The sequence below is a fragment of the Ruegeria sp. CI1 genome, assembly GCF_056536925.1.
Map to the genome: position 1 here is coordinate 40,899 of NZ_JBQFQP010000001.1, position 22,069 is coordinate 62,967.

The 22,069-nt window shown below is 57.4% G+C and carries 23 protein-coding genes; 20 read left to right on the plus strand and 3 right to left on the minus strand.

Annotated elements, in window-relative coordinates; genetic code table 11:
* Positions 1 to 44: 44 nt before the first annotated feature.
* On the minus strand, positions 45 to 896 hold the full coding sequence (locus ACR0LZ_RS00220) for a lytic transglycosylase domain-containing protein (RefSeq protein WP_480747749.1): 852 nt from the start codon (positions 894 to 896) through the stop codon (positions 45 to 47).
* Between the two features lie 345 nt (positions 897 to 1,241).
* Between ACR0LZ_RS00220 and ACR0LZ_RS00225 the strand changes: the two genes are divergently transcribed.
* The 15 genes from ACR0LZ_RS00225 (at position 1,242) to ACR0LZ_RS00295 (ending at position 14,439) form a co-directional block, all read left to right on the plus strand.
* Entirely contained in the window at positions 1,242 to 1,460 is a 219-nt protein-coding gene (locus tag ACR0LZ_RS00225) for a hypothetical protein (protein ID WP_480747750.1), read from the plus strand.
* 85 nt (positions 1,461 to 1,545) lie between these two features.
* Positions 1,546 to 1,761 (plus strand): hypothetical protein, encoded by a 216-nt coding sequence (locus ACR0LZ_RS00230; RefSeq protein ID WP_480747751.1) that lies wholly within the window; start codon positions 1,546 to 1,548, stop codon positions 1,759 to 1,761.
* A gap of 81 nt (positions 1,762 to 1,842) precedes the next feature.
* A complete protein-coding gene (locus ACR0LZ_RS00235) occupies positions 1,843 to 2,043 on the plus strand; it encodes a hypothetical protein (RefSeq protein WP_480747752.1) in 201 nt (66 codons plus the stop codon).
* Positions 2,044 to 2,208: 165 nt separating this feature from the next.
* A complete protein-coding gene (cpaB, locus tag ACR0LZ_RS00240; protein ID WP_480747753.1) occupies positions 2,209 to 3,066 on the plus strand; it encodes a Flp pilus assembly protein CpaB in 858 nt (285 codons plus the stop codon).
* 192 nt (positions 3,067 to 3,258) lie between these two features.
* Positions 3,259 to 4,686 carry a type II and III secretion system protein family protein gene (locus ACR0LZ_RS00245; protein WP_480747754.1) on the plus strand — a complete coding sequence of 476 codons (1,428 nt, stop codon included), beginning with the start codon at positions 3,259 to 3,261 and terminating at the stop codon, positions 4,684 to 4,686.
* Between the two features lie 17 nt (positions 4,687 to 4,703).
* A complete protein-coding gene (locus ACR0LZ_RS00250; protein WP_480747755.1) occupies positions 4,704 to 5,336 on the plus strand; it encodes an OmpA family protein in 633 nt (210 codons plus the stop codon).
* Positions 5,337 to 5,530: 194 nt separating this feature from the next.
* Positions 5,531 to 6,766: a CpaE/TadZ family protein gene (locus tag ACR0LZ_RS00255; RefSeq protein ID WP_480747756.1), complete on the plus strand. Its 1,236-nt coding sequence runs from the start codon at positions 5,531 to 5,533 to the stop codon at positions 6,764 to 6,766.
* Between the two features lie 23 nt (positions 6,767 to 6,789).
* The gene (locus ACR0LZ_RS00260) at positions 6,790 to 8,232 is read left to right on the plus strand and encodes a TadA family conjugal transfer-associated ATPase (protein ID WP_480747757.1); all 1,443 of its coding nucleotides are present in this window, start codon (positions 6,790 to 6,792) and stop codon (positions 8,230 to 8,232) included.
* Positions 8,233 to 8,242: 10 nt separating this feature from the next.
* Positions 8,243 to 9,211 carry a type II secretion system F family protein gene (locus ACR0LZ_RS00265; RefSeq protein ID WP_480747758.1) on the plus strand — a complete coding sequence of 323 codons (969 nt, stop codon included), beginning with the start codon at positions 8,243 to 8,245 and terminating at the stop codon, positions 9,209 to 9,211.
* A gap of 9 nt (positions 9,212 to 9,220) precedes the next feature.
* A complete protein-coding gene (locus ACR0LZ_RS00270; RefSeq protein WP_480747759.1) occupies positions 9,221 to 10,207 on the plus strand; it encodes a type II secretion system F family protein in 987 nt (328 codons plus the stop codon).
* A 161-nt stretch (positions 10,208 to 10,368) separates the two neighbouring features.
* A complete protein-coding gene (locus ACR0LZ_RS00275) occupies positions 10,369 to 10,788 on the plus strand; it encodes a tetratricopeptide repeat protein (protein WP_480747760.1) in 420 nt (139 codons plus the stop codon).
* 30 nt (positions 10,789 to 10,818) lie between these two features.
* A complete protein-coding gene (locus ACR0LZ_RS00280) occupies positions 10,819 to 11,667 on the plus strand; it encodes a tetratricopeptide repeat protein (RefSeq protein ID WP_480747761.1) in 849 nt (282 codons plus the stop codon).
* 3 nt (positions 11,668 to 11,670) lie between these two features.
* The gene (locus ACR0LZ_RS00285; protein WP_480747762.1) at positions 11,671 to 12,216 is read left to right on the plus strand and encodes a prepilin peptidase; all 546 of its coding nucleotides are present in this window, start codon (positions 11,671 to 11,673) and stop codon (positions 12,214 to 12,216) included.
* Between the two features lie 118 nt (positions 12,217 to 12,334).
* A complete protein-coding gene (locus ACR0LZ_RS00290; protein ID WP_480747763.1) occupies positions 12,335 to 13,642 on the plus strand; it encodes an ATPase in 1,308 nt (435 codons plus the stop codon).
* A complete protein-coding gene (locus ACR0LZ_RS00295; RefSeq protein WP_480747764.1) occupies positions 13,639 to 14,439 on the plus strand; it encodes an NAD(P)-dependent oxidoreductase in 801 nt (266 codons plus the stop codon). The genes ACR0LZ_RS00290 and ACR0LZ_RS00295 overlap by 4 nt, the downstream gene beginning before the upstream one ends.
* 113 nt (positions 14,440 to 14,552) lie before the next feature.
* Here ACR0LZ_RS00295 and ACR0LZ_RS00300 read toward each other — a convergent pair whose 3' ends face one another.
* Positions 14,553 to 14,834, minus strand: coding sequence for a hypothetical protein (locus tag ACR0LZ_RS00300; RefSeq protein ID WP_480747765.1), 282 nt, complete (start codon positions 14,832 to 14,834; stop codon positions 14,553 to 14,555).
* A 404-nt stretch (positions 14,835 to 15,238) separates the two neighbouring features.
* Between ACR0LZ_RS00300 and speA the strand changes: the two genes are divergently transcribed.
* From speA to speB, 4 genes are all read left to right on the plus strand, one after another.
* The gene (speA, locus tag ACR0LZ_RS00305) at positions 15,239 to 17,128 is read left to right on the plus strand and encodes a biosynthetic arginine decarboxylase (RefSeq protein ID WP_480747766.1); all 1,890 of its coding nucleotides are present in this window, start codon (positions 15,239 to 15,241) and stop codon (positions 17,126 to 17,128) included.
* A gap of 23 nt (positions 17,129 to 17,151) precedes the next feature.
* Positions 17,152 to 18,363, plus strand: a complete 1,212-nt coding sequence (locus ACR0LZ_RS00310; protein ID WP_480747767.1) for a saccharopine dehydrogenase family protein — start codon at positions 17,152 to 17,154, stop codon at positions 18,361 to 18,363.
* 85 nt (positions 18,364 to 18,448) lie between these two features.
* Complete coding sequence (locus tag ACR0LZ_RS00315) at positions 18,449 to 19,618, plus strand: carboxynorspermidine decarboxylase (protein ID WP_480747768.1); 1,170 nt, start codon at positions 18,449 to 18,451, stop codon at positions 19,616 to 19,618.
* A complete protein-coding gene (gene speB, locus ACR0LZ_RS00320) occupies positions 19,615 to 20,457 on the plus strand; it encodes an agmatinase (RefSeq protein ID WP_480747769.1) in 843 nt (280 codons plus the stop codon). The genes ACR0LZ_RS00315 and speB overlap by 4 nt, the downstream gene beginning before the upstream one ends.
* A 51-nt stretch (positions 20,458 to 20,508) precedes the next feature.
* Here speB and ACR0LZ_RS00325 read toward each other — a convergent pair whose 3' ends face one another.
* Positions 20,509 to 21,111: an HD domain-containing protein gene (locus ACR0LZ_RS00325; RefSeq protein WP_480747770.1), complete on the minus strand. Its 603-nt coding sequence runs from the start codon at positions 21,109 to 21,111 to the stop codon at positions 20,509 to 20,511.
* A gap of 100 nt (positions 21,112 to 21,211) precedes the next feature.
* Here ACR0LZ_RS00325 and ACR0LZ_RS00330 point away from each other — a divergent pair, with 100 nt between their 5' ends.
* A complete protein-coding gene (locus ACR0LZ_RS00330; protein ID WP_480747771.1) occupies positions 21,212 to 22,054 on the plus strand; it encodes a LysR family transcriptional regulator in 843 nt (280 codons plus the stop codon).
* Positions 22,055 to 22,069: the final 15 nt, after the last annotated feature.

Sequence of the window (22,069 nt, forward strand, 5' to 3'; positions counted from 1 at the left end):
GATAGGAAAATCGAAAAGGCCCGCCAAGTTTCGGCGGGCCTTTTTCATTGCAAGGCGGCAAAGACGCAGCCGTCCGAGATAAGTTCGGGCGGCGTCGAACAAAGACCGCGCGCGATCTGGAATGCCGCCAGCACCTTGGGAACATAGTCTCGTGTTTCGGCATAGGGCGGAACGCCCTGGTGTTTGCGCACCGCGCCTTCGCCCGCGTTATACCCGGCCAGCACCAGAATCGGGTCGTTGCCGAACTCGTTCATCAGCCAGTTCAAATATTTCACCCCGCCGGCGATGTTCTGACCCGGCACAAGACTGTCGCTGACCCCGAACCGCTTGGCCGTCGCGGGCATAAGCTGCATCAGCCCCTGCGCCCCCGCTGAACTGACCGCATCGGCGCGACCGGCGGATTCGACCGATATCACCGCCAGAACAAGTGCGGGTGAGACATTGGTACCGACGGTCGAGCGCAGGATATCGATGCCGCGCTCTCTTGCTATGTCCTGCAGCGCCTGCAGGCGCGGCCCGCCGACGCCAATGCTGGTGAGCGCGCGAAACGCCTCGTCCAACCGCCCTGCCCCCGCCTTGGCGAGGTCCGGAGAAACCTTTTCCCAAAACCGGTTGTAGCGCCCCGCCTTGCTGGGCGGTTTCACGTCGGGTGCTGGTTCGGCCCGTGCGATGACGGTGGGAATATCCAATGTCCCGCCTGTGCTTTTGGCAAAGGGACGCGCGGCATGTTCTTCCGGCGTGATCTGCACGGTCACCTTGGGCCGCGATCCGGGGAGCGGCGCCTTTATTCTTTTCAGCGTGCCACCTGCCGCGGGCTCGTTTGCATGCCCCGTAACAGCGCCAAAGGCCAGAATCGCTAACGCGCCGGCGCATACTCTTGCTTTCCGGAGGTTCATCTGCCTGCCTCATGTATTGTTTTTCTGAGTTTTGTCGCCGAATCCTGCCGTCAAAGCCAGAATTTCGCAATGAATTGGGGCGGTTTTGCCCAAATTGATACCAAATTGCATCGCACCTCAGGGACTCAACCAGTTGGCGACATATTTTTTATATTTACTTTCAATGCCTTATGAGAAAAATGATCGAAAAGTTAACCTCTGGGCGAAAATTTCGCGATTTGGCCCAATTCCTGCCACGGGCCAAGGGCAAAACTATTCCCATACCGCGACGGACATGAACCGATGAGAGGTGGTTCTAAGACGACGCCGAGGTAGTTTTAGTTTGATCCTTAGGAGGGACATGACATGATCAAGTTCATCAAGAACTTCCGCAAAGACGAAGACGGCGCCGTAACCGTTGACTGGGTTGTGCTGACCGCAGCCGTGGTTGCTTTGGCCGCAATCGCATACAACCAGATCTCCGCAGGCACCAGCACCATCGCCGGCAACATCAGCACCGCGCTGTCCAGCGTTTCGGTCAATACCGGTGGTATCAGCGGTGGCGGCGCCGGCACCACGCCGTAAGCTGAAATCAGCCTGACTTAGAAATTCAAGGCCGCGCCTCGTCAGCCAAGGTGCGGCCTTTTTCAGTCAAGCAAGAGGTGGCATCATGTTTGCCGTTCTCGAGAAATTCAAATCCTCCGAAGATGGAGCCGTAACTGTCGACTGGGTTGTCCTAACAGCCGCAGTTGTAGCCCTGGCCGCCATTGCCTATTCCGCGGTTACCGGACCCACCGGAACCGTTGGTGAAAGAATTGGCGGTGCGCTCTCATCTATCAGCGTAACCACGGGCGGTATCAGCGGTGGTGGCGCCACAAATCCATAAGCCGAAACTTTCAAATTCCCATGTCGCGAGACTGCGTCCCGGATACGAAGGCAATTACTATTAGCGTAGCGAGAGGGCATCGTGTTCACAAAGCTTACTGAATTCGTATCCGGCGAAGACGGAGCCGTGACAGTCGACTGGGTCGCTTTGACTGCTGCCGTTGTCGCGCTGGCGGCCATCGCCTTTTCCGCAGTCACCGGACCGACCGGTACAGTGGGTGAAAAAATTGGCCAGGCACTTTCTGACGAACAAGTCAGCACCGGCCTAAATCCGTTCCAATAAAAACAAGCGATCTGCACGTCAGACCGGCTAGTTCCGAATTCGGGACAAATTGAAATCCCACAGATTTTGTCCCTGTTTTCGACACAATTACCATTTACCGTTCTTCAATAGCAGCAGGGGTGTGCTGACACTGCATTCCCGAAAAAGCGAATAAGAGGTGCAGATATGAGGGTCGTCTTCGGGCTTGTCCTTATCGTTGGTGTGGCGCTGGCCGGTGGCGCAGTCATGTTGGCCAAGAATTATATCACAGCATACCAGGCTGAATTGGCTAAAGAACGGCAAGCGCGCGCACTGATTGTTCCCACTGTGGAAGTCATCGTTGCAAACAAGGCGCTGAAGTATGGACAGCAATTGAAAAAGGACGACGTTCGTATCGTTAAGTGGCCGGAAAATGCCATTCCCGAGGGCACCTTTACTGATCCCGCCTCTCTGTTCCCAGCAGACGAATCCGACAATCGCTATGTGTTGCGCGCAATGGAAAAAGACGAGGCCATCATGGCCGTAAAAGTGACCAATCCCGGCGAGGATGCAGGGCTGACGTCGCAACTTTCCAGGGGAATGCGCGCTTTTGCGATTCGCGTGGACGTGGCTTCGGGCGTGTCGGGGTTTCTGCGACCGGGTGACAACGTGGACGTTTACTGGACCGGACGAAACGTCGATTCGGTAGAAGGCGGGCGCGGTGAAATAACCCGACTGATCCAAGCCAACATCCAGGTCATCGCCGTCGACCAAACCGCCGGGAAGGATCTGACCGGGGCGACGATTGCACGTACCGTCACAGTCGCCGCGACACCTGAACAGATCGCTTCGCTTGCACAGGCCCAGAATACCGGCAGCATGTCCCTGGCACTGGTTGGCGCCGGCGACGAGACGGTAACGGCGTCGGTCGAGGTCAATCAGCGAACTCTTCTGGGACTTGGTGAAATCGAGGCAGCACCGGAAGTCGTTCAAGAAGAAGTCTGCACGGTTCGAAACCGGCGCGGCGCCGAGATTGTCGTCATAGAGATTCCCTGCACAAACTGACAGAATTTCAAAAAGTTAACAGATGGAGGCCGCGCAGTTGCGCGGCCTTCGCGTTTTGGTTGTTGCCGATTCCCCACATAAAGAAAACTCCGGAAACCATTGATTATTGCAATAAAACCGGAACTCACGCACAGTAACTGAAAAGCATGGGCATAAGACCCGAAACGAGGCGTGATCGGAAAGGCAGGTCACATGAAAATTAGTTCCTGGATCAAACCGGCCCTGCTGGGGCTGGCAATAGTTTTGACCCCCGTCGGTACATCCGCGTGGGCGCAAGACCTACGCGTAGTCAAGAACGGCACGGCGGAAACGCTGGACGTTCCGATGAACCGCGCAATCGTAGTTGAAAGCGAACAGCCATTCGCCGAGCTCAGCATCGCGAATGCCGGCATTGCGGATATTTCGTCACTGTCGGACCGCACTATATACGTGCTCGGCAAATCGCCCGGCCTGACAACCCTGTCGCTGTTCGATGGCGGTGGCAACCTGATCACGAACGTCAAGGTTCGGGTTGCACCGGATGTCACCGAGTTCAAAGAGCGTCTGCAGCAGATCCTGCCCGGAGAGCGAATCGAGGTGCGGACGGCCAATGACGGTATCGTCCTGTCCGGCACGATTTCAAGCTCGGCCAAGCTGGCCCGTGCGCTTGAGTTGGCGGAACGTTACGCCCCGGAACGGGTTTCCAACCTGATGAGCGTGGGTGGCGTACAGCAGGTGATGCTGAAAGTCCGCTTTGCCGAGATGCAACGTTCGGTGTCAAAGGCACTGGGAGCTTCCTGGGGCATTGGTGGCACGGATGTAGCTGCGGGTACCGGCACGCTGAACACGGCCGGTGCACTGAACCTGGCATTGGGGAACCTGACCCCAGGTCTTGGAAACCAAATTCCAACATCGCAAACCAACAGCGGAGCCTTCCTGTTCGGCTTTGGCGCGGGATCGACCCAGGTCCGCCTGCTGATCGAAGCACTGGAACAGAAAGGGGCCGTGCGCACGCTGGCAGAACCGAATCTTTCGGCGCTGTCGGGGCAAGAGGCCAACTTCCTTGCGGGTGGCGAGTATCCGATCCCGGTTCAGCAGGAAGAGGGCGTGACAACGATCGAATACAGACCGTTTGGCGTCGAGATGAAGTTTGTTCCGCGCGTCGTGGATGGCGATCTGATCAACCTCGAGATGGTGGCCGGTGTCTCGGCACTGGATCCGAACAACTCGATCACGATCAGCGGCTTCAACATCCAGTCTTTCATCAAGCGCGAAACCGCGACCACTGTGGAACTGCGTGACGGTGAAAGCTTTGCAATTGCTGGCCTGATTTCTGATGATTTCCAGGACAGCAACACGCAATTGCCCTGGCTTGGCGATGTGCCTGTGCTTGGCACACTGTTCCGCAGCACCAGTTATCAGCGGAACCAGACCGAGCTGGTCATCATCGTGACCGCACATCTAGTGTCGCCGACGATTGGTGAGGCGCTGACCCTGCCAACCGACCGTGTCAAACCGCCGAGCGAGGCCGACCTGTTCCTGAACGGTCTTACCACGCGCACCGAGCGCCCCGGTAGTGGCGCGGCTTCGGAGGTCGCCAAGCAAGATTTCACCGGCTCTTACGGCTACGTTCTGGATTGATTGGAAGGATGGGACCAATGCAAAACAAGGTACTCACCCTGGGTCTGATGCTGGCCGTCGCAGCCTGCGGACGCGAAGCGGGGTATGATGTCGACACCGGCACATTCGGAAACGCGACACTTAACAACGTTCAGGTCATGAACGGCGAACGCAGCTATGGTCAGATCCTGGCCGAGCGGTTTGCGCAAGAAGTGCCGAATCAGATCAACTTTGCCTTTGACAGCGCCCAACTGGACGCAACAGCGCAGCAAATCCTGCTGCAACAGGCAGATTGGATCAAACAGTTCCCCGAAGTTCGCTTCCGGGTCTATGGTCACACTGATCTGGTTGGATCGCCCTCTTACAACAACAGCCTGGGCCTGCGTCGTGCGCAAGCTGCCGTCAATTTCTTTGCGCGGCAGGGCATCTCGCGCTCACGTCTTGAGGCCGTTGTTTCTTATGGCGAAACTCAGCCGCTCGTGCAGACAACGGATCGTGACCGCCGCAACCGTCGCACGGTAACTGAAGTATCCGGGTTCGTCAGTCGGCACGCAAACGTTCTGGACGGCAAATACGCCAGGATCGTGTACCGTGAATACATCAGCAGCGCTGTACCGCCGTCCCCGCTGCGCACTGGTAGCTATACCGGTGCCATTGAGGCGGGACAATAATTGGCATTGGGCGACATAGTCGCCCAATTCCCTACAATTAATTCGTTTCGGCCCCAATCTCGCCCAACTTCACAGCAATCTTGTCATCAATATGTGATCTGCGGGCGGATTCGACCGCAATCGGGCGATCTCAGGCCAGACTAGGCGCAATGCTGATCCTCTGACCTGCGCTCACGCAACAAAGGATCTTATTGATGAGCAGCGATTCGCCGCATTCCGAGGAAAACACGCTCCGGGCCTGCACCGTCAGCCGCGATGTTCAGAATTTCGATCTGCTTATCGAAGACATGGAAGTGGTAATGGGCGAAAGCTGGGGCGATCTTGGCTTTTCCGAAGCCTTTGCCTTTCTCGAACAACCCGAGGCCGAAACGCTTGAATTCATTGCGCTCGCAATTGACGGCGACGACGAAAACGACCTTGACCGGTTGAGCGAGATCATCGTTCTGGCCAAGTCGCGCAGCATCAAGGTCATCCTGATCGCCGAAGATGTGACACCGGCTGCTCTTCACAAGCTTTTGCGGCAAGGCGCCGACGAGTTTGTCCCCTACCCCCTGCCCGAAAACGAACTCCAGGAGGCGATAACCAGAATCAGAAAGCCCGAGCCCAAGCTCGTGGCGCAAGGTTCGTCGCCGCAACTGGACGCTCAAGACTCGAAAGAAGGCGCTCTTCTGGTTGTTCACGGCCTGGCGGGCGGTGTCGGTGCGACTACGCTGGCAGTTAATCTGGCCTGGGAGTTGGCCAATGTATCCAAGAAAGATGCGCCGAGCGTATGTCTTCTGGATCTCGATCTGCAATTTGGCACTGTCTCGACCTATCTCGACCTTCCCCGTCGTGAAGCGGTGTTCGAGATGCTTTCCGACACTGCGTCAATGGATGAAGACGCCTTTGGTCAGGCGCTTCAGACCTATGAAGACAAGCTACAGGTCCTGACCGCTCCTGCTGATCTGGTTCCGCTCGACATCATCACGCAGGAAGACGTTCAGCGTGTCATCAACATTGCGCGCGCACATTTTGACTATGTGGTCGTGGATATGCCGACCACCCTGGTCCACTGGTCGGAAACTGTCTTGCAGGCCGCGCACGTCTATTTTGCATTGATCGAGCTGGACATGCGGTCGGCGCAGAACGCTTTGCGCCTGAAGCGCGCCCTGCAATCCGAGGATCTGCCATTCAACAAACTGCGTTTTGCCTTGAACCGCGCCCCGAAATTCACGGATCTGACCGGCAAAAGCCGTGTCAAACGTATGGGCGAAAGCCTTGGCATCTCCATCGACCTGCAATTGCCTGACGGTGGCAAGCCGGTCATGCAGGGCGGCGATCATGGGCTGCCGCTCGCCTCATCAGCGGCGAAGAATCCGCTGCGCAAGGAAATCTCGAAACTGGCCGAATCGTTGCATGCCCTGGGCAGCAACGACGCAGAAGCCGCCTGATAGCAACCTGAGGGGGATCCGCTGTGTTTTCCAGGTACAAAAAGCAACCGGGAGCTGTGCCGGTCAGTGCGAAAGAGCAAAACCCCAATACATCAACCGAAACCCAAAAGTCCGAGGCTGCGCCAAAGGCATCGATGCGGAAACCCGTTCAATTGCGCCCGGCGGTCGCCGGGAGCTCTGATCGGGATCGAAAGCGCAAGGAACGGTTGGGTGAGCTCAAGATTGAGCTTCACCGCGAGTTGCTGGAAAACCTGAACCTTGCCGCGCTTGAACGCGCCTCGGAAGCAGAACTGCGAACCGAAATCAGCTCGATTGCCAGCGAAATCCTGGAACAACAGAGCGTCGTTCTCAATCGCGAGGACCGGGCGCAACTGAACAAGGAACTGTATGACGAAGTCAAAGGGCTTGGCCCACTCGAGACGCTTTTGCAGGATGATTCAATCAGCGATATTCTGGTGAACGGCCCTCAGCAAGTTTTTGTCGAACGGTTCGGCAAGCTTGAGTTGAGCGACATCTCGTTCAAAGACGAAAAACACCTGATGCGGATTATCGACAAAATCGTGTCCGCCGTGGGTCGTCGCGTCGATGAATCTAACCCCTATGTTGACGCCCGTCTTGCCGATGGTTCGCGTTTCAATGCGATGGTCCCGCCAATTGCGGTTGACGGGTCGCTGGTTTCCATCCGGAAATTCAAGAAAGACAAGCTGAACATCGACGATCTAGTGACTTTCGGTGCTTTTACCGAAGAAATGGCGGCCTATCTGCAGGCAGCGGTCGCCACCCGTCTGAACGTGATCGTATCGGGTGGTACAGGTTCGGGTAAAACCACCACGCTCAATGCGCTCTCCAGCTTCATCGACAATTCTGAACGTATCCTGACTATCGAGGACACGGCGGAACTTCAGCTGCAGCAGACCCATGTGGGCCGAATGGAAAGCCGCCCGCCCAACGTCGAAGGCAAAGGTGAGGTCAGCCCGCGGGACTGCCTGAAAAACGCCCTGCGTATGCGTCCCGACCGAATTATCGTCGGTGAAACGCGCGGCGCCGAGGTGATCGACATGTTGCAGGCCATGAACACCGGTCACGACGGTTCGATGACGACAATCCATGCCAACTCTGCCCGCGATGCGGTTTCGCGTTTGGAAAACATGATCGCCATGGCAGGAATCGAGATGCCGATCAAGGCGGTTCGCAGCCAAATCGCCTCAGCCGTGAACCTGATCGTACAGGCCAGCCGTTTGCAGGACGGCTCGCGCCGGATGACGTCGATCACAGAAATTACCGGTATGGAAGGCGATGTGATCTCGATGCAGGAGATTTTCCGCTTTCAGCGTGTCGGGTTAACGCCCGAGAACAAGATTATCGGACATTTCACGGCAACGGGCGTGCGCAGTCACTTTTCCGAGCGGTTCCGCCTTTGGGGCTTTGATCTGCCGCCGTCCATCTACGACCCAACCACGATGTGAGGATCACGCCATGCAACTCAGCCTGGAGCCGTTCATTTATGGCGCCATATTCATAGGCGTCCTGTTTTTGGTTGAAGGTCTGTACTTGGTGGCCTTTGGCAAGTCGATCAGTCAGAACAGCCGCGTGAACCGCCGGTTGGAGATGCTCGACAAGGGGCAAGGGCGCGAACAGGTACTTGAGCAGCTGCGCAAGGAAATGCAGCAGCACATGAAGACCAAGTCCATTCCGCTCTATTCCCTTTTGTCCGAGAAGGCGCAGAAAGCTGCAATCGCGTTCACGCCCACGCAGCTGATCATGATCATGGTCTTTGTGTCGGCATTCGCTTTTGTAGCACTCAGCGTCGGGACCAACACTGAAACACCGGTTCGCGCCGCCATATCGGTCGTCTTCGGAGTGGGTGGGGTCTACTTGTGGGTCAACCACAAGGCCAAGAAACGTATGAACCTCATCGAAGAGCAACTGCCCGACGCGGTTGAGCTGATGGTTCGGTCGCTGCGCGTGGGCCACCCCTTTGTATCGGCCATCCAGATCGTCGCAAAAGAGGTCGGCGACCCGATCGCCACCGAGTTCGGCATCATCGCGGATGAAAGCGCATATGGCCGCGACGTTGGCGAAGCCCTCAAGGAAATGGCACAGCGCCTCGACATGCAGGATCTCCGCTTTCTTGCCGTCGCTGTCTCAATTCAGCAGCAATCCGGCGGTAACCTAGCCGAAATTCTTGCTGGTCTGGCAAAAGTAATCCGCGCGCGGTTCCGCCTGTTTCGGCGGGTCAAGGCGATCACAGCCGAAGCGCAATGGTCCGGCAAGTTCTTGTCGGCGTTTCCGTTGTTCTGCCTGATGTTCATCATGGTGAAGGACCCGCACTACTATGACGTGGTTCTCGATCACCCTTGGTTCATTCCGGCATGTTTCTTCGTCGGCATCATGCTGACGCTCAACCTGTTCGTTATGCGCGCGCTGACGAACATCAAAGTGTAAGGGGCCGACATGGAATTCCTGACCAAGACCAATGACCTGCTGACCGAGCACCTTGGTGAGTTCGGCCCTCTGATCGCAGTTGGCGTGCTTGGGTTGTTCATGATCCTTCTGACGGTTCCGGTTCTGTTGAACCAGAAAGAAGACCCCCTCAACAAACTCAAGCGCGACACCGCACCGAAAGCGCCTCCAAAAGGTAAAAAAGATCAACTGCGCCAAGCCGGCCGCAACGAACAGCTTGAAAAATTCGCGGGTTTCCTGGAGCCGAAAGACGCCGAAGAGTTGTCCGCGATCCAACTCAAGCTGCGTCAGGCTGGTTATCGTTCGAAGGACTCTGTACGATTCTTCCATTTCGCACAATTTGCGTTAGGAATTCTTGGGTTACTGATCGGAACACTGTTTGTCACCGTTTTGGCCAGCGGGCAGGAATTCAGCGGACAACAGATAGCCATCCGCCTTCTCACCCCTGGGTTCATCGGTTACTTCTTGCCGAAATACTGGATCACCCGCCGGGTCGCGACCCGCAAAGAGAATATAACCTCCGGATTTCCGGACGCGCTGGACATGATGCTGGTCTGCGTCGAAGCGGGTCAGTCGCTTGATCAGGCGATTGTCCGTGTCGCAGCAGAGATGCACGTCTCCTACCCTGAGATTGCCGAGGAGTTCGAGATTGTCGCCCACGAATTGAAGGCGGGAAAGGAAAAGGACAGGGTTCTCAGGGACATGGGCACACGTTGCGGGGTTCAAGACGTATCGTCCTTCGTTACGGTGATGATCCAATCGGCGACCTTTGGCACTTCGATCGCGGAAGCCCTGCGCGTTTATGCCGATGAAATGCGCGACAAACGCGTCATGCGCGCCGAAGAGGCCGCAAACAAGTTGCCAACGAAAATGACCCTCGCCACAATGATGCTGACGGTTCCGCCGCTGTTGGTCATTCTGGTTGGCCCCTCGGCGCAAGGCATCGCGAATCTGAAAAGCATCGGCGCAGGCAACTGATAATGTTCAATCCGGGCGTGTGCGGGCCCAAATATCGAGGCAGAAAGTTAGCGGTCATCGCCATATTGACAGCGATGACCGCTTGCACGTCCAATAGTCTGCCCGACACCCCTTACCCACCCGGTTTTGATCCATGGGGCGAAGAGGTAGAACCTCTGATCGTGGCGCATCGTCTCATGGAATCCGGTGAATACGAATTGGCCCTGAACGCCTTTTCCCGTGCGGCACTGAAGGAAGGAATGACAACCGAGATCGTAACCGGCATGGGTACGGCCAATCTGGGGTTGGGGCGTCTCGGACAATCCGAAAAACTGCTCAGGCGAGCGGTCGAAGAGGCCCCGGACTGGCCTGAGGCCTGGAACAACCTTGGTGTAGTTCTGGTGGAAACCCGACAGTATCCCGAGGCCGCATTGGTGTTCAAGAAGGCTTATGCGCTGGACAATGGCGAAAGTGACGCAATACGCGACAATTTACAGTTAGCTCTCGCAAAAATGGAAAATCCTGTTACCATCTCCGAAAAAGAAGAATTCAAACTGGTGCAGCGGGGACAGGGCGATTTTGTCCTGCGCAGAACACCATGATCGAGGCAAGAGCAGTAAGGGACGCAAAAAATGCGCCACTCCATCCTGATTCCAAGCATGCTTGCATGCGGGCTGACGCTGGCAGCCTGCGCAGATAAAGGCGAGGAAACCGTCGACAAGACCCTGCAGGACATCAATGTCATCGACGAAACCAACCTCAACGACGTCATGTTGAGCGTCGCAGACCCGAATGAGGCGGTCGCATATTTTCAGCGGGCATCGGCGGCCAATCCCGACCGCGCTGACCTACAACGCGGTCTCGCCTATTCCTTGGGTCGTGCAAAACGCAGCACCGAAGCCGCTGCCGCCTGGTCCAAGCTGGTGAAGATGAACGGTTCGACCACCGAAGACAAGGTCAGCTACGCCGACGCTTTGATCCGTTCTGGCGACTGGGCCAAAGCGGAAAGCACTCTGGACACGATCCCGCCGACGCATGAAACTTTCAGCCGCTACCGTCTTGAGGCGATGGTGGCCGACGCGAACAAGGACTGGAAACGCGCGGACTCGTTTTATGAAACCGCTATCGGGCTGACGACACGTCCGGCCGGGGTGATGAACAACTGGGGATACTCCAAGTTGACGCGCGGCCAATATGCCGAAGCAGAACGCCTGTTCAACGAGGCGATCAAGCACGATAAATCCCTGTTCACCGCCAAGAACAATCTGGTTCTGGCGCGTGGAGCACAACGCAACTACGCCCTCCCCGTTGTTCCGATGGATCAGGTCGAGCGGGCAACCCTGCTGCACACGATGGCCCTGTCGGCAATCAAGCAGGGTGACGTGGAAACCGGCAAAACCCTGCTACGCGACGCAATCTCAACCCATCCGCAACACTTTGAAGAAGCCGTAAGATCGCTGGACGCTTTGGAGAGCGCCTGAGCAATGGAAATTCCTTCGACGGCAGCAATTTGGTTCTTGCCATTTGTGCTGCCGGTTTGCCTGTACGTTGCCTTTACCGATCTGCGCGAGATGAAGATCAAGAACCAGGCGAATACGGCGCTATGCGGGATCTTTATCGTCGTTGGCCTCATCGCCCTCCCCATGTGGTCTGGTGATTGGCCGACCGGCACAGTTGGTCCTTTTACATTCTCGCTACCCATCTATGTCTGGCAACTGCTCCATCTGCCGGTCGTGTTGCTGATCGGGTTCCTTCTGAACGCGGGCGGAGCGGTCGGGGCTGGTGACGCCAAGTTCGCCGCTGTCGCAGCCCCGTTTGTCTGGACCTCAGATATCAGGCTGGTTTTGGCCATTCTGGCGGCAGGTTTGCTGGGGGCATTCTTTACCCACCGACTGGCCAAATACACAGCCCTGCGGCGTATCGCGCCCGAATGGAAAAGCTGGGAGGCGGGCAAGCTCTTTCCCATGGGGCTGACTCTGGCCGGAAGCCTGTCCATTTACTTGATTCTGGGAACGATTTATGGGGCGTGAGTGATCATCGACACGCCCCGGCTCTGCCTTTGTGCTGCCACATTGCTGGGCCAGTTTTACCCCGTGCGGTTCCACCCGCGAAACAATACCGGCGAATCTGAACGAACGAGCACCGCTCATGAACATGCAGACCACCACCGTTATGGCGCCACCGCCCCCCAAGGGGCTGGCGGAAATGAAACTTCCACTGGTCATGATGCGGGACATTCTTCTCAAGACCATCTTCCGCAAAAACGTCAACATGGTCACCGAGATTGCCGAGGCCATTTGCCTGCCGGGGTCCGTGACCCAGGAACTGGTGGATATTGCACGAGAGCAGAAATTGCTGGAAGCAACCGGCACCCTCGTCGCCAATGCCGGCAACGAGATGGGGTACCAGTTGACCGACGCCGGCAAGGCACGGGCGCTGGATGCACTCAGCCAGTCGGAGTATTTCGGTGCGATGCCGGTGCCGCTGGACGTTTATCGCGAACAGGTCAAGCGCCAGTCGATTCGCAATATTCAAGTGACTCGGGAACAGCTCGTCAAAGCGATGGGGCATCTGGTTTTGCCAGACAGTTTGCTGGATCACCTTGGCCCTGCGGTCAGCGCCGGCAGGTCGATCCTGATGTATGGCCCCCCGGGCAACGGTAAGTCCTCCATCTCAAACGGTATTCGCGATGCGCTGGGCGATCATGTCTATGTTCCCCGCGCCATAGAATATGCCGGTCAGGTGATCACGGTCTATGACCCGATCGTGCACAACCTGATCGAACAGGAAACGGACGATCCCAACAGCCTGCGCCGCCGCAAGCGTTTCGACACCCGTTATGTGATGTGCGAAAGACCGACGGTGATTACCGGCGGTGAACTGTCGCTCAGCATGCTGGATCTGGTCTATAACCCAACCGCGCGCACCTATCAGGCGCCGCTTCAGCTGAAATCGACCGGGGGCATCTTTATCGTCGATGACCTTGGCCGCCAAACCGAACCGCCGCAGGCGCTGGTCAACCGCTGGATCGTGCCGCTGGAAGAAAACAAGGATATTCTCGGCCTGCAATCCGGTGAAAAATTCGAAGTTCCCTTCGACACGCTAGTGATCTTTTCAACCAACTTTCACCCGAATGAAATCTTCGACATGGCGGCCTTGCGCCGGATCTTTTTCAAGATCAAGATCGATGGCCCGAACCAGGAGAATTTCCTGAAGATCTTTGCCATGGTTGCCCGCAAGCGCGGCATGCCACTGGATGAGTCGGCGCTGGTTCATCTGCTCAAGGTCAAATATCCGACGATCAACAACATCTATGCGAACTATCAACCGATCTTTTTGATCGACCAGATGATTGCCATCTGCGAGTTCGAGGGTATTCCCTATCAAATGTCGCCAGAACTGATCGACCGGGCCTGGGCTAACATGTTCGTGAGGGACGAAGAGATCGTCAAGTGATCGGTCTGGCCGGTTGCGGCCGCATGGGCGCTCCGATGCTCGCCGCCCTGCGCCGCGCTGGCTTTGACGCCCGGGGATTCGATATCCGTGATCCGGCCGAGTTCGGGGTGTTGCAGCCTTTTGTTACCAATGACGCGACCGCGTTTGGGCAGGGTTTGCACACCTTGCTGACTGTTGTTCGGGACGTGCCGCAAACTGAGGATGTTCTGTTTCAGGCTCAGGGTTTCGTCGATGCGCCGGACTTGAGCCGGATCATACTTTGCTCGACGCTCTCTCCTCGATACGTGCGTGAATTGCGCGAGCGGGTTCCCGACAGGATCAGCCTGATCGACGCGCCGATGTCGGGGGCGCAGATCGCCGCGCAAGAGGCGCGGTTGTCATTTATGCTGGGCGGTAACGTTGGGGATCTGGACGCAGCGCAGCCGTTGTTTGACGCCATGGGTAGGTATTATCACCGTATGGGGCCATACGGCATGGGGATGCAGGCCAAGGTTCTCAACAACCTTCTGGCGGCCTCAAACACGGCGATCACACGGCTGGTTCTGGACTGGGCACACCAAGCCGGGCTGGACCAGCACAAATTGTTGAACCTCATCCATACAAGCTCGGGCCAGAACTGGTTCGCTTCCGGGTTCCAAGAGATCGAATTCGCACAGAACGGATATCAAGACGACAACACGATCGGCATTCTTGTAAAAGACGTCGAAAGCGCTCTTGATGCTGCTCCGGACGGGGCGGGAATAGGTCTTTTCCGATCTCTCCAGAACCTTTTGCGGGATCTCGAACCGCATAAATGATCATCTTTGCCGGATTCTATCCGACCGGCAAAGCGCCCTGCGCGCCCTCCCTGAAACACGCAAGGCGCCTCCCTCCGCAAGTCTTGGTTCAGTCGCAGAGGAACCGGAGCCTGTTACCGACATTTGGTCGCTCTGCCCTGAGCACTTGTCAGATCGCGTAACGGCATCAAGAACGTTATCAAACCCACGCCAGCCGGCTTGTCCGTATTACTCTTGAAAGCTTGGACCCAGACTGCTTTCTGGACATCGGGCAGAATGGCGGCGCTGGTTTTGATTTCGGGTGCCGGGTTATCCTGATCCTTCTGATGCAGCGCAGCACCGGCCGATTGCGTGACCGCTGTTACGCATACGGCGGTGGCAACGATGGCCGCAATGAATTTGGTGTTTGCTTTCATGCCCGTTCTGCCTTCTACGACGATTTTCCCAGCACAACGGATATATGGCGCCCACGGCTGATCGGGACCTGTCCTTACAATTAAGTTTTCTTCACATTACCGATATGACCGCCTCCCTGACCCCATCCGCCAGAACACAAATCCCGGTCGCAACAGGCCCCTGCAGCACGACTTCAAGGGACAACAGGGCAATTTGACATTCCCGTCTCGCAGGGTTTCAATCAAGGTTCCTTCAGCGGCGGCCAGATTGCGCAGATATGTTTGCTGCGGCGAGATAGGTGGAAAAAGACGTTAGACCGCAGTTTAAATCCGATACTGTAAGAGTTTACGCTTGGACGAATCGAACACCTCCCGTAAAGGGCGGCGCACATCCACAGGCTTCAAACCACAGGGGACATGGTTGATTGAAACAGACGTCTGACGCACCGCATTCCGTTTATGGCGTGGAGAAATGGGGCAAAGGTCTCATAGAGGTGACTGAGGACGGCGAGATCGGCCTTCGTAATCCCCTTGCCCCCGATGCGGCCGCCATCAGCCTGCCGGGCATTCTGCACGATCTTGATCAACGTGGCATCCGGGCACCGATGCTGCTTCGGATCAGTTCATATCTGGAAAACGAGATTGCCCATATCAACGAAAGCTTTGCCGAGGCCATCGCGCGCACCGGGTATCGCGGCCAGTATCGCGGCGTATTCCCGATCAAGGTGAACCAGCAGGCACAGGTGATCGACCGGATCGTCGAGTTCGGACAGAAATACAATTACGGGCTCGAAGCGGGTTCGAAACCTGAACTCGTCATCGCGCTGGCGCACCGTCTGGCGCGCGAGGCGCTGATCGTCTGCAACGGCGTCAAGGATGCCGAGTTCATCCAGCTTGCCATCCTCAGCCGCAAGATCGGCTTTAACACCGTAGTCGTGCTGGAAAGCCCGAAAGAAGCCGACACCGTGATCGAGGTCTATAACGAGCTGGGCATCGAACCCTTGCTGGGCGTGCGGGTGAAGCTCACCAACCAGATCAGCGGCAAATGGGAAGAAAGCTCGGGCGACCGCTCGGCTTTTGGCATGAACACTGATCAGCTGGTGTCGGTGGTGGACAAGCTGAAAGCAGCCGGTTTGCTGCATTGCCTGAAGCTTCAGCATTCACATCTGGGCAGCCAGGTGCCCGACGTCAACGACGTGCGCCGCGCCGTTGGCGAAGCCTGCCGGTATTATACCGAACTCACGCGCGAAGGCGTGCCGCTCGGTCATCTTGATCTCGGTGGCGGTATGGGCGTGGATTACACTGGCGAAAAAAAGGCCACCGAGAACTCGATCAACTACACGGTCGAGGAATACTGTGCCAATGTTGTCGAAACCGTGGCCTACGCGATGGACGAGGCCGAGGTGGACCATCCCACGCTGGTCACCGAAAGCGGCCGCGCCGTCGTAGCGACCTCGTCGATGCTGGTCTTCAACGTCCTTGAATGCACGCTTTATGACGCGCCGAACGGGCCTGACGTACATCCCGGCGACCACCATCTGGTGTCGGATCTGGCCGCCGTGCACGGCTATCTCAGCCATGACCGGCTGCAAGAATGCTGGAACGACGCCACCTTTTACCGCAACGAGTTGCGAGCGCTGTTCCGGCGCGGCTATGTCGACCTGCGCCAGATGGCACGGGCCGAGCGCATCTACCTGTCTCTGATGGCCCGTATCAAAGCACTCGTCGCCACGGAAGAGGGGGAAACAGATGTCGATGCCCAACTTGAAAAGCTGGCCGATATCTATCACTGCAATTTCTCGCTGTTCCAGTCGCTGCCCGATGTCTGGGCCATCGACCAGTTGCACCCGATCGTGCCGCTGCAGATGTTGAACCAGGTCCCTGACCGTCGTGCCGTGCTTAGCGACATCACCTGCGACAGCGACGGCAAGATCGGCCGTTTCATATTGGCGGAGGGCGTTTCGCCCAGCCTGCCGGTCCACACGCTGCCCGAAGAAGACGATTATTACATGGGCGTGTTCTTTGTCGGGGCCTACCAGGAAACCCTTGGCGATCTGCACAACCTCTTTGGCGACACCAATGTGGTCACCATCGATCTGCGCGCCGATGGCGGGTTCGACCTGCTGCACGAGCAGGAAGGCGACACCATCTCCGAGGTTCTGGCCTATGTCGAATTTGACCCGGCCGATTGTGTCGCCGCCTTCCGCAAGATGGTGGACGAGGCGATCTCGACCGGCACGCTGAAGGCCAAGGACCGCAAGACCCTGATGAGCGCCTACCGCGACTCGATCAACGGCTACACCTATTACGAATAACCCCCTGTGAGAGGAGACACCCCATGGGCAAAACACTGGTTGTCGGCGCAGGTGGCGTCAGTCACGCCGCCGTGCACAAGATGGCTATGAATTCGGATATTTTTACCGAAATTACGCTGGCCAGCCGCACCAAGTCGAAATGCGACGCCATCGCGAAATCGGTCAAGGAGCGCACCGGGGTAGAGATCAAAACCGCCGCACTCGACGCCTACAGGGTCGCCGACACCGTCGCCCTGATCAAGCAGACCGGCGCCGAAATCCTTGTGAACCTCGCCCTGCCCTACCAGGACCTCGTGCTGATGGATGCATGCCTCGAGGCCGGCTGCCACTACCTCGACACTGCAAATTACGAGCCCGAGGACGTGGCCAAATTCGAATACCACTGGCAGTGGGCGTACCAGGACAAGTTCAAGGAGGCGGGCCTGACCGCCATTCTCGGTTCGGGCTTCGATCCGGGCGTCACCTCGGTCTTCGCCACATGGCTCAAGAAACACAAGCTCGACACCATCCGCCAGATCGACGTTCTGGATGCCAATGGCGGCTCGAACGACCAGGAATTCGCCACCAACTTCAACCCGGAAATCAACCTGCGCGAAGTTCTGGCCGAAGTGCGCCACTGGGAAGACGGCGAATGGAAAACCAGCCCTGCCATGACCACCAAGGTCGAGTTCGACTTCCCCGCCATCGGTCCCAAGAACATGTACCTGATGTATCACGAGGAACTGGAATCGCTTTCGACCCACTTCCCCGAAATCGAACGCGCCCGTTTCTGGATGACCTTCGGCGACGCCTACATCACCCATGCCAAGGTTCTGGAAAACGTCGGCATGACCCGCATCGACCCGGTCATGCATGACGGACACGAGATCATCCCGATCCAGTTTCTCAAAACCCTTCTGCCCGATCCCGGCGATCTGGGCGCGGAAACCAAAGGCAAGGCCTGCATCGGCGACATCGCCACGGGTCAGGCCAAGGATGGCTCGGGCGAGAAAACCTATTACATCTACAATATCTGCGATCATCAGGAGTGCTACGCGGAAGTCGGCAGCCAGGCCGTCAGCTACACCACGGGTGTCCCCGCCATGATCGGCGCGGCGCAGGTGCTGAAAGGCAACTGGGTGCAACCAGGCGTCTGGAACATGGAGCAACTCGACCCCGACGATTTCATGGACATGCTGAACGACCATGGCCTGCCATGGCAGGTTCATGAACTCGACGGCCCGGTCACCTTCTGATCCGCGTCAGCTTCATCTGGCCCTAAATATCCCGGGGGTCCGGGGGCAGCGCCCCCGGCCTCTCCACTTCAAGGAGACGCCGGACATGTCCGACATGATGACCACTCAGGCAGGCGATGCCGGAGCTTTCCGCGCCTTCGATCTCAATCGAGTCCCAACCCCCTGTTTCGTGGTCGATGAAAAAGCGGTTCAGCGAAACCTTGAGACGCTTGCGGATATTGGCGCCCGCTCCGGGGCGCATGTCCTAAGCGCACTCAAGGCGTTTTCAATGTTCTCACTGGCCCCGCTGGTGCGCCAGTACCTCGGCGGCACCTGCGCCAGCGGCATCTACGAGGCACGTCTGGGCCGCGAGGAATATGGCGGCGAGGTCGCAACCTTCTGTGCCGGCTATAAGGACAGCGACATCGACGAGATCATTGCGCTCAGCGACCACATCATCTTTAACAGCCCCGCCCAAAAGGACCGCTTCCTCGGCAAATGCCGCGCGGCTGGCAAACAGGTAGGCTTGCGCATCAACCCGGAACACTCCGAAGGCGAGATTCCAAAATACGACCCCTGTGCCCCCTGCTCGCGGCTGGGTACCCCTGTCAGCCAGTTGACTAAAGAAGCCCTGAACGGCGTCGACGGCCTGCACATGCACACGCTTTGCGAGCAAGGATTCGAACCGCTCCAGCGCACATGGGCCTCGGTCGAACCAAAGCTCGCACCTTTCATCGGTGGCCTCAAATGGCTCAACTTCGGCGGCGGTCATCACATCACCCGCGACGACTATGACCGCGACGGGCTGGTTGCCCTCATCAAGGGCATTCGCAGTAAACACGGCATCGACGTCTATCTCGAACCCGGCGAGGCTGTGGCTCTGGACGCGGGCATTCTGGTCGGCGAAATCCTCGACCTGCCGCAGAATGGTATGAACCTTGCCATCACCGATATCTCTGCCACCTGCCACATGCCCGACGTGATCGAGGCTCCCTATCGCCCCGCGCTGATGGACGAGGCACACGCAGGCCACATCTATCGCCTCGGCGGTCCGTCCTGCCTGGCCGGCGACGTGATCGGGGATTATACATGGGCCGAACCGCTGCGGATCGGGCAGCGCTTTGCCTTTCTCGATCAGGCGCATTACTCGATGGTCAAGACCAACACCTTCAACGGTGTGCCCTTGCCCACGATCGCGCAATGGAACAGCGAAACCGACGAACTGAAGATCGTCAGACAGTTCGGATTCCAGGACTTCAAGGACCGCCTTTCATGAGCATCTTTCTCGACAGCGAACTGACCGACGCCGAGCGCACAGAAACCGCACGTTTCCGCGTGATCCCTGTACCGTTGGAACGCACCGTTTCCTATGGATCCGGCACAGCAAATGGCCCCTCCGCGATCATCGAGGCCTCGAACGAGCTTGAGCGGATCGTCGGTACCGCTGAGCCTTGCGCCGACGGTATCATAACGGAACCACCGCTGGATTGTGACGCCCCCCTGCCAGAGGTGATGGAGCGTCTCGCGACCCGCACCGAGGCGGCGGTTCGCGCTGGCAAGGTTCCTGTCACGCTGGGGGGCGAACATTCTCTCAGCTATGGTGCGGTCATGGGCGTGGCGCGCGCGCTGGGTCAACCGGTCGGCATCGTCCAAATCGACGCCCACGCGGATTTGCGCATCGCCTATCAGGGCGAAAAGCATAGCCATGCCTCGGTTATGCATCTGCTGGCCGAAGAAGGCATCTCTCTGGCGCAATTCGGTGTCCGCGCGCTGTGCTCGCAAGAGGCGGAAAGCCGCGAACGCAACTCCGTCTTCCATGTGGACGCCGAAGAGCTGGTGACCGGCAATATCCACAGCGTCGATCTGCCCGAGGATTTCCCCGAACTGGTCTATGTCAGTTTTGACGTCGACGGGTTGGACCCTTCGCAAATGCCGGCCACAGGTACGCCGGTGCCCGGCGGCCTTGGCTATTATCAGGCGCTGCACCTTGTGGAACACGCGCTCGAGGGGCGCAGATGCGTGGGCTTCGACGTTGTTGAACTGGCGCCCGACGGCAATGCCGCGTGGAATTTCACCGCCGCCCAGATCGTTTACCGGTTGATGGCCGCCTGCTAAACGCCAGCCAGAATTGCCGGACGGGTGGAGCTGTCCCGCCCGGCGTGGTCGTCAGTCGAGTTTGCCGTCTTCGGCGGTCTCGTTCAGTTCCATATGCCCGCCACTCTTTGACAAAAGCTTGCGCAACATCGGCTCAAAGAATTCCAGAGGCTTGGTGGGATAATCCGGATCAAAGGCGCACTGGTCATAGTCGTGGCAAAACTGGCGGCAATCCTCCCAATAGGGGCTGTCGCGATACTTGTCGCGCGCGTTCCTGTCACCACCCAGGAAATGATTGTAGTAGTAACCCTGAAACACGCAGTGATGCTTCAGAATCCAATAGGTTCTTTCGCTGACATAGGGCTTCATCATCGCTGCCGACAATTCACCGTGGTTGTAGGGGGACAGGATATCACCCACGTCATGCACCAGCGCGGCAATCACAATTTCATCGTCTGCCCCATCCTCGTAGGCGCGCGTAGCCGCCTGAAGGCAGTGCTGATAGCGGTTCACCGGATAGGGCGTCCATTCCTCGTCGAGCGACCGGATGGCGTCGAGGATGCGATCCGGCAAGGCCGCGTTATAGTCATCTTCGTAATCCATGACCGCCAGGAAATCTTCCTTGGTGGCGTTCTCGAAACTGGTCCAGGTGGGTTTGTGGTTTTTGTCCAGCATTGCGGTTTCCTGCTGCTAATGTCGCTCGGACACTTTATCAGCGCACCTAAAAGCAAAAAAATGAATTGATTTTATCAATTTGAAACGAAAATATTTTCAAATGCAGATCAATGCGCTGAAAACCTTTCTATCAGTGGCCGAAACCGGAGGGTTTCATGCGGCCGCGCGCAAGATGAACGTCACGCAGACGGCAGTGAGCGCCAGAATACGCGCGCTTGAACAGGCTTTGGGACAAGACTTGTTCACGCGGGGCGCAGGCGGCACGGCACTAACAGAGTTCGGCCATCAGTTCCGCCCCTATGCCGAACAGATGGTCGGGCTGTGGAGTTTTGCAACGCAGGACCTCGCCACTCAGGCCCCAAATCGCCTGTCGATCCGGCTGGGTGCGCAACTCAGCATCTGGGACCCTCTTCTGGTCGATCTGGCCATCAGTCTGGAGCGGAACTTCGGCAAGCTGCTGCTGACGCTGAATTATGACCACGATCTGAACATGGTCGAGGCGGTGTCAACGAATGTGCTGGACGCAGCGCTCACCCACGAAAAACCGCGCAACAAGCAGATTGTGTTCGAAGAACTGCCGCCTGAACGGTTGTTGTTGGTGGAAACGCCCGGCCTTGGGTCGGACGACGACACAATTTTCGTCAATCTCGAGCTTGGCGACCTTTATCAGCATCATGTTCGCACGGTCGCGCGTCAGGCATCGGGGCAAACGATTTTTCTGGGCAATTGCATGATGGCGCTTCGCTATGTGCTGAACCGCGGTGGTCGCGGATATTTCCCGGATTACGTCATCGGCGCATATCTTCGCACCGGCCAGCTGACAGAAGTTCCAGAGGCGCGAGACCTGTTGTTGCCCATGTACCTTGTCACCCGCCCGGACGCTCCACAGCGCCGTCAGTTAAGCGAAATCCTAACCTGTCTCAATACACTGCGCCAGGCGTGAAGGCTGGCACAGCGT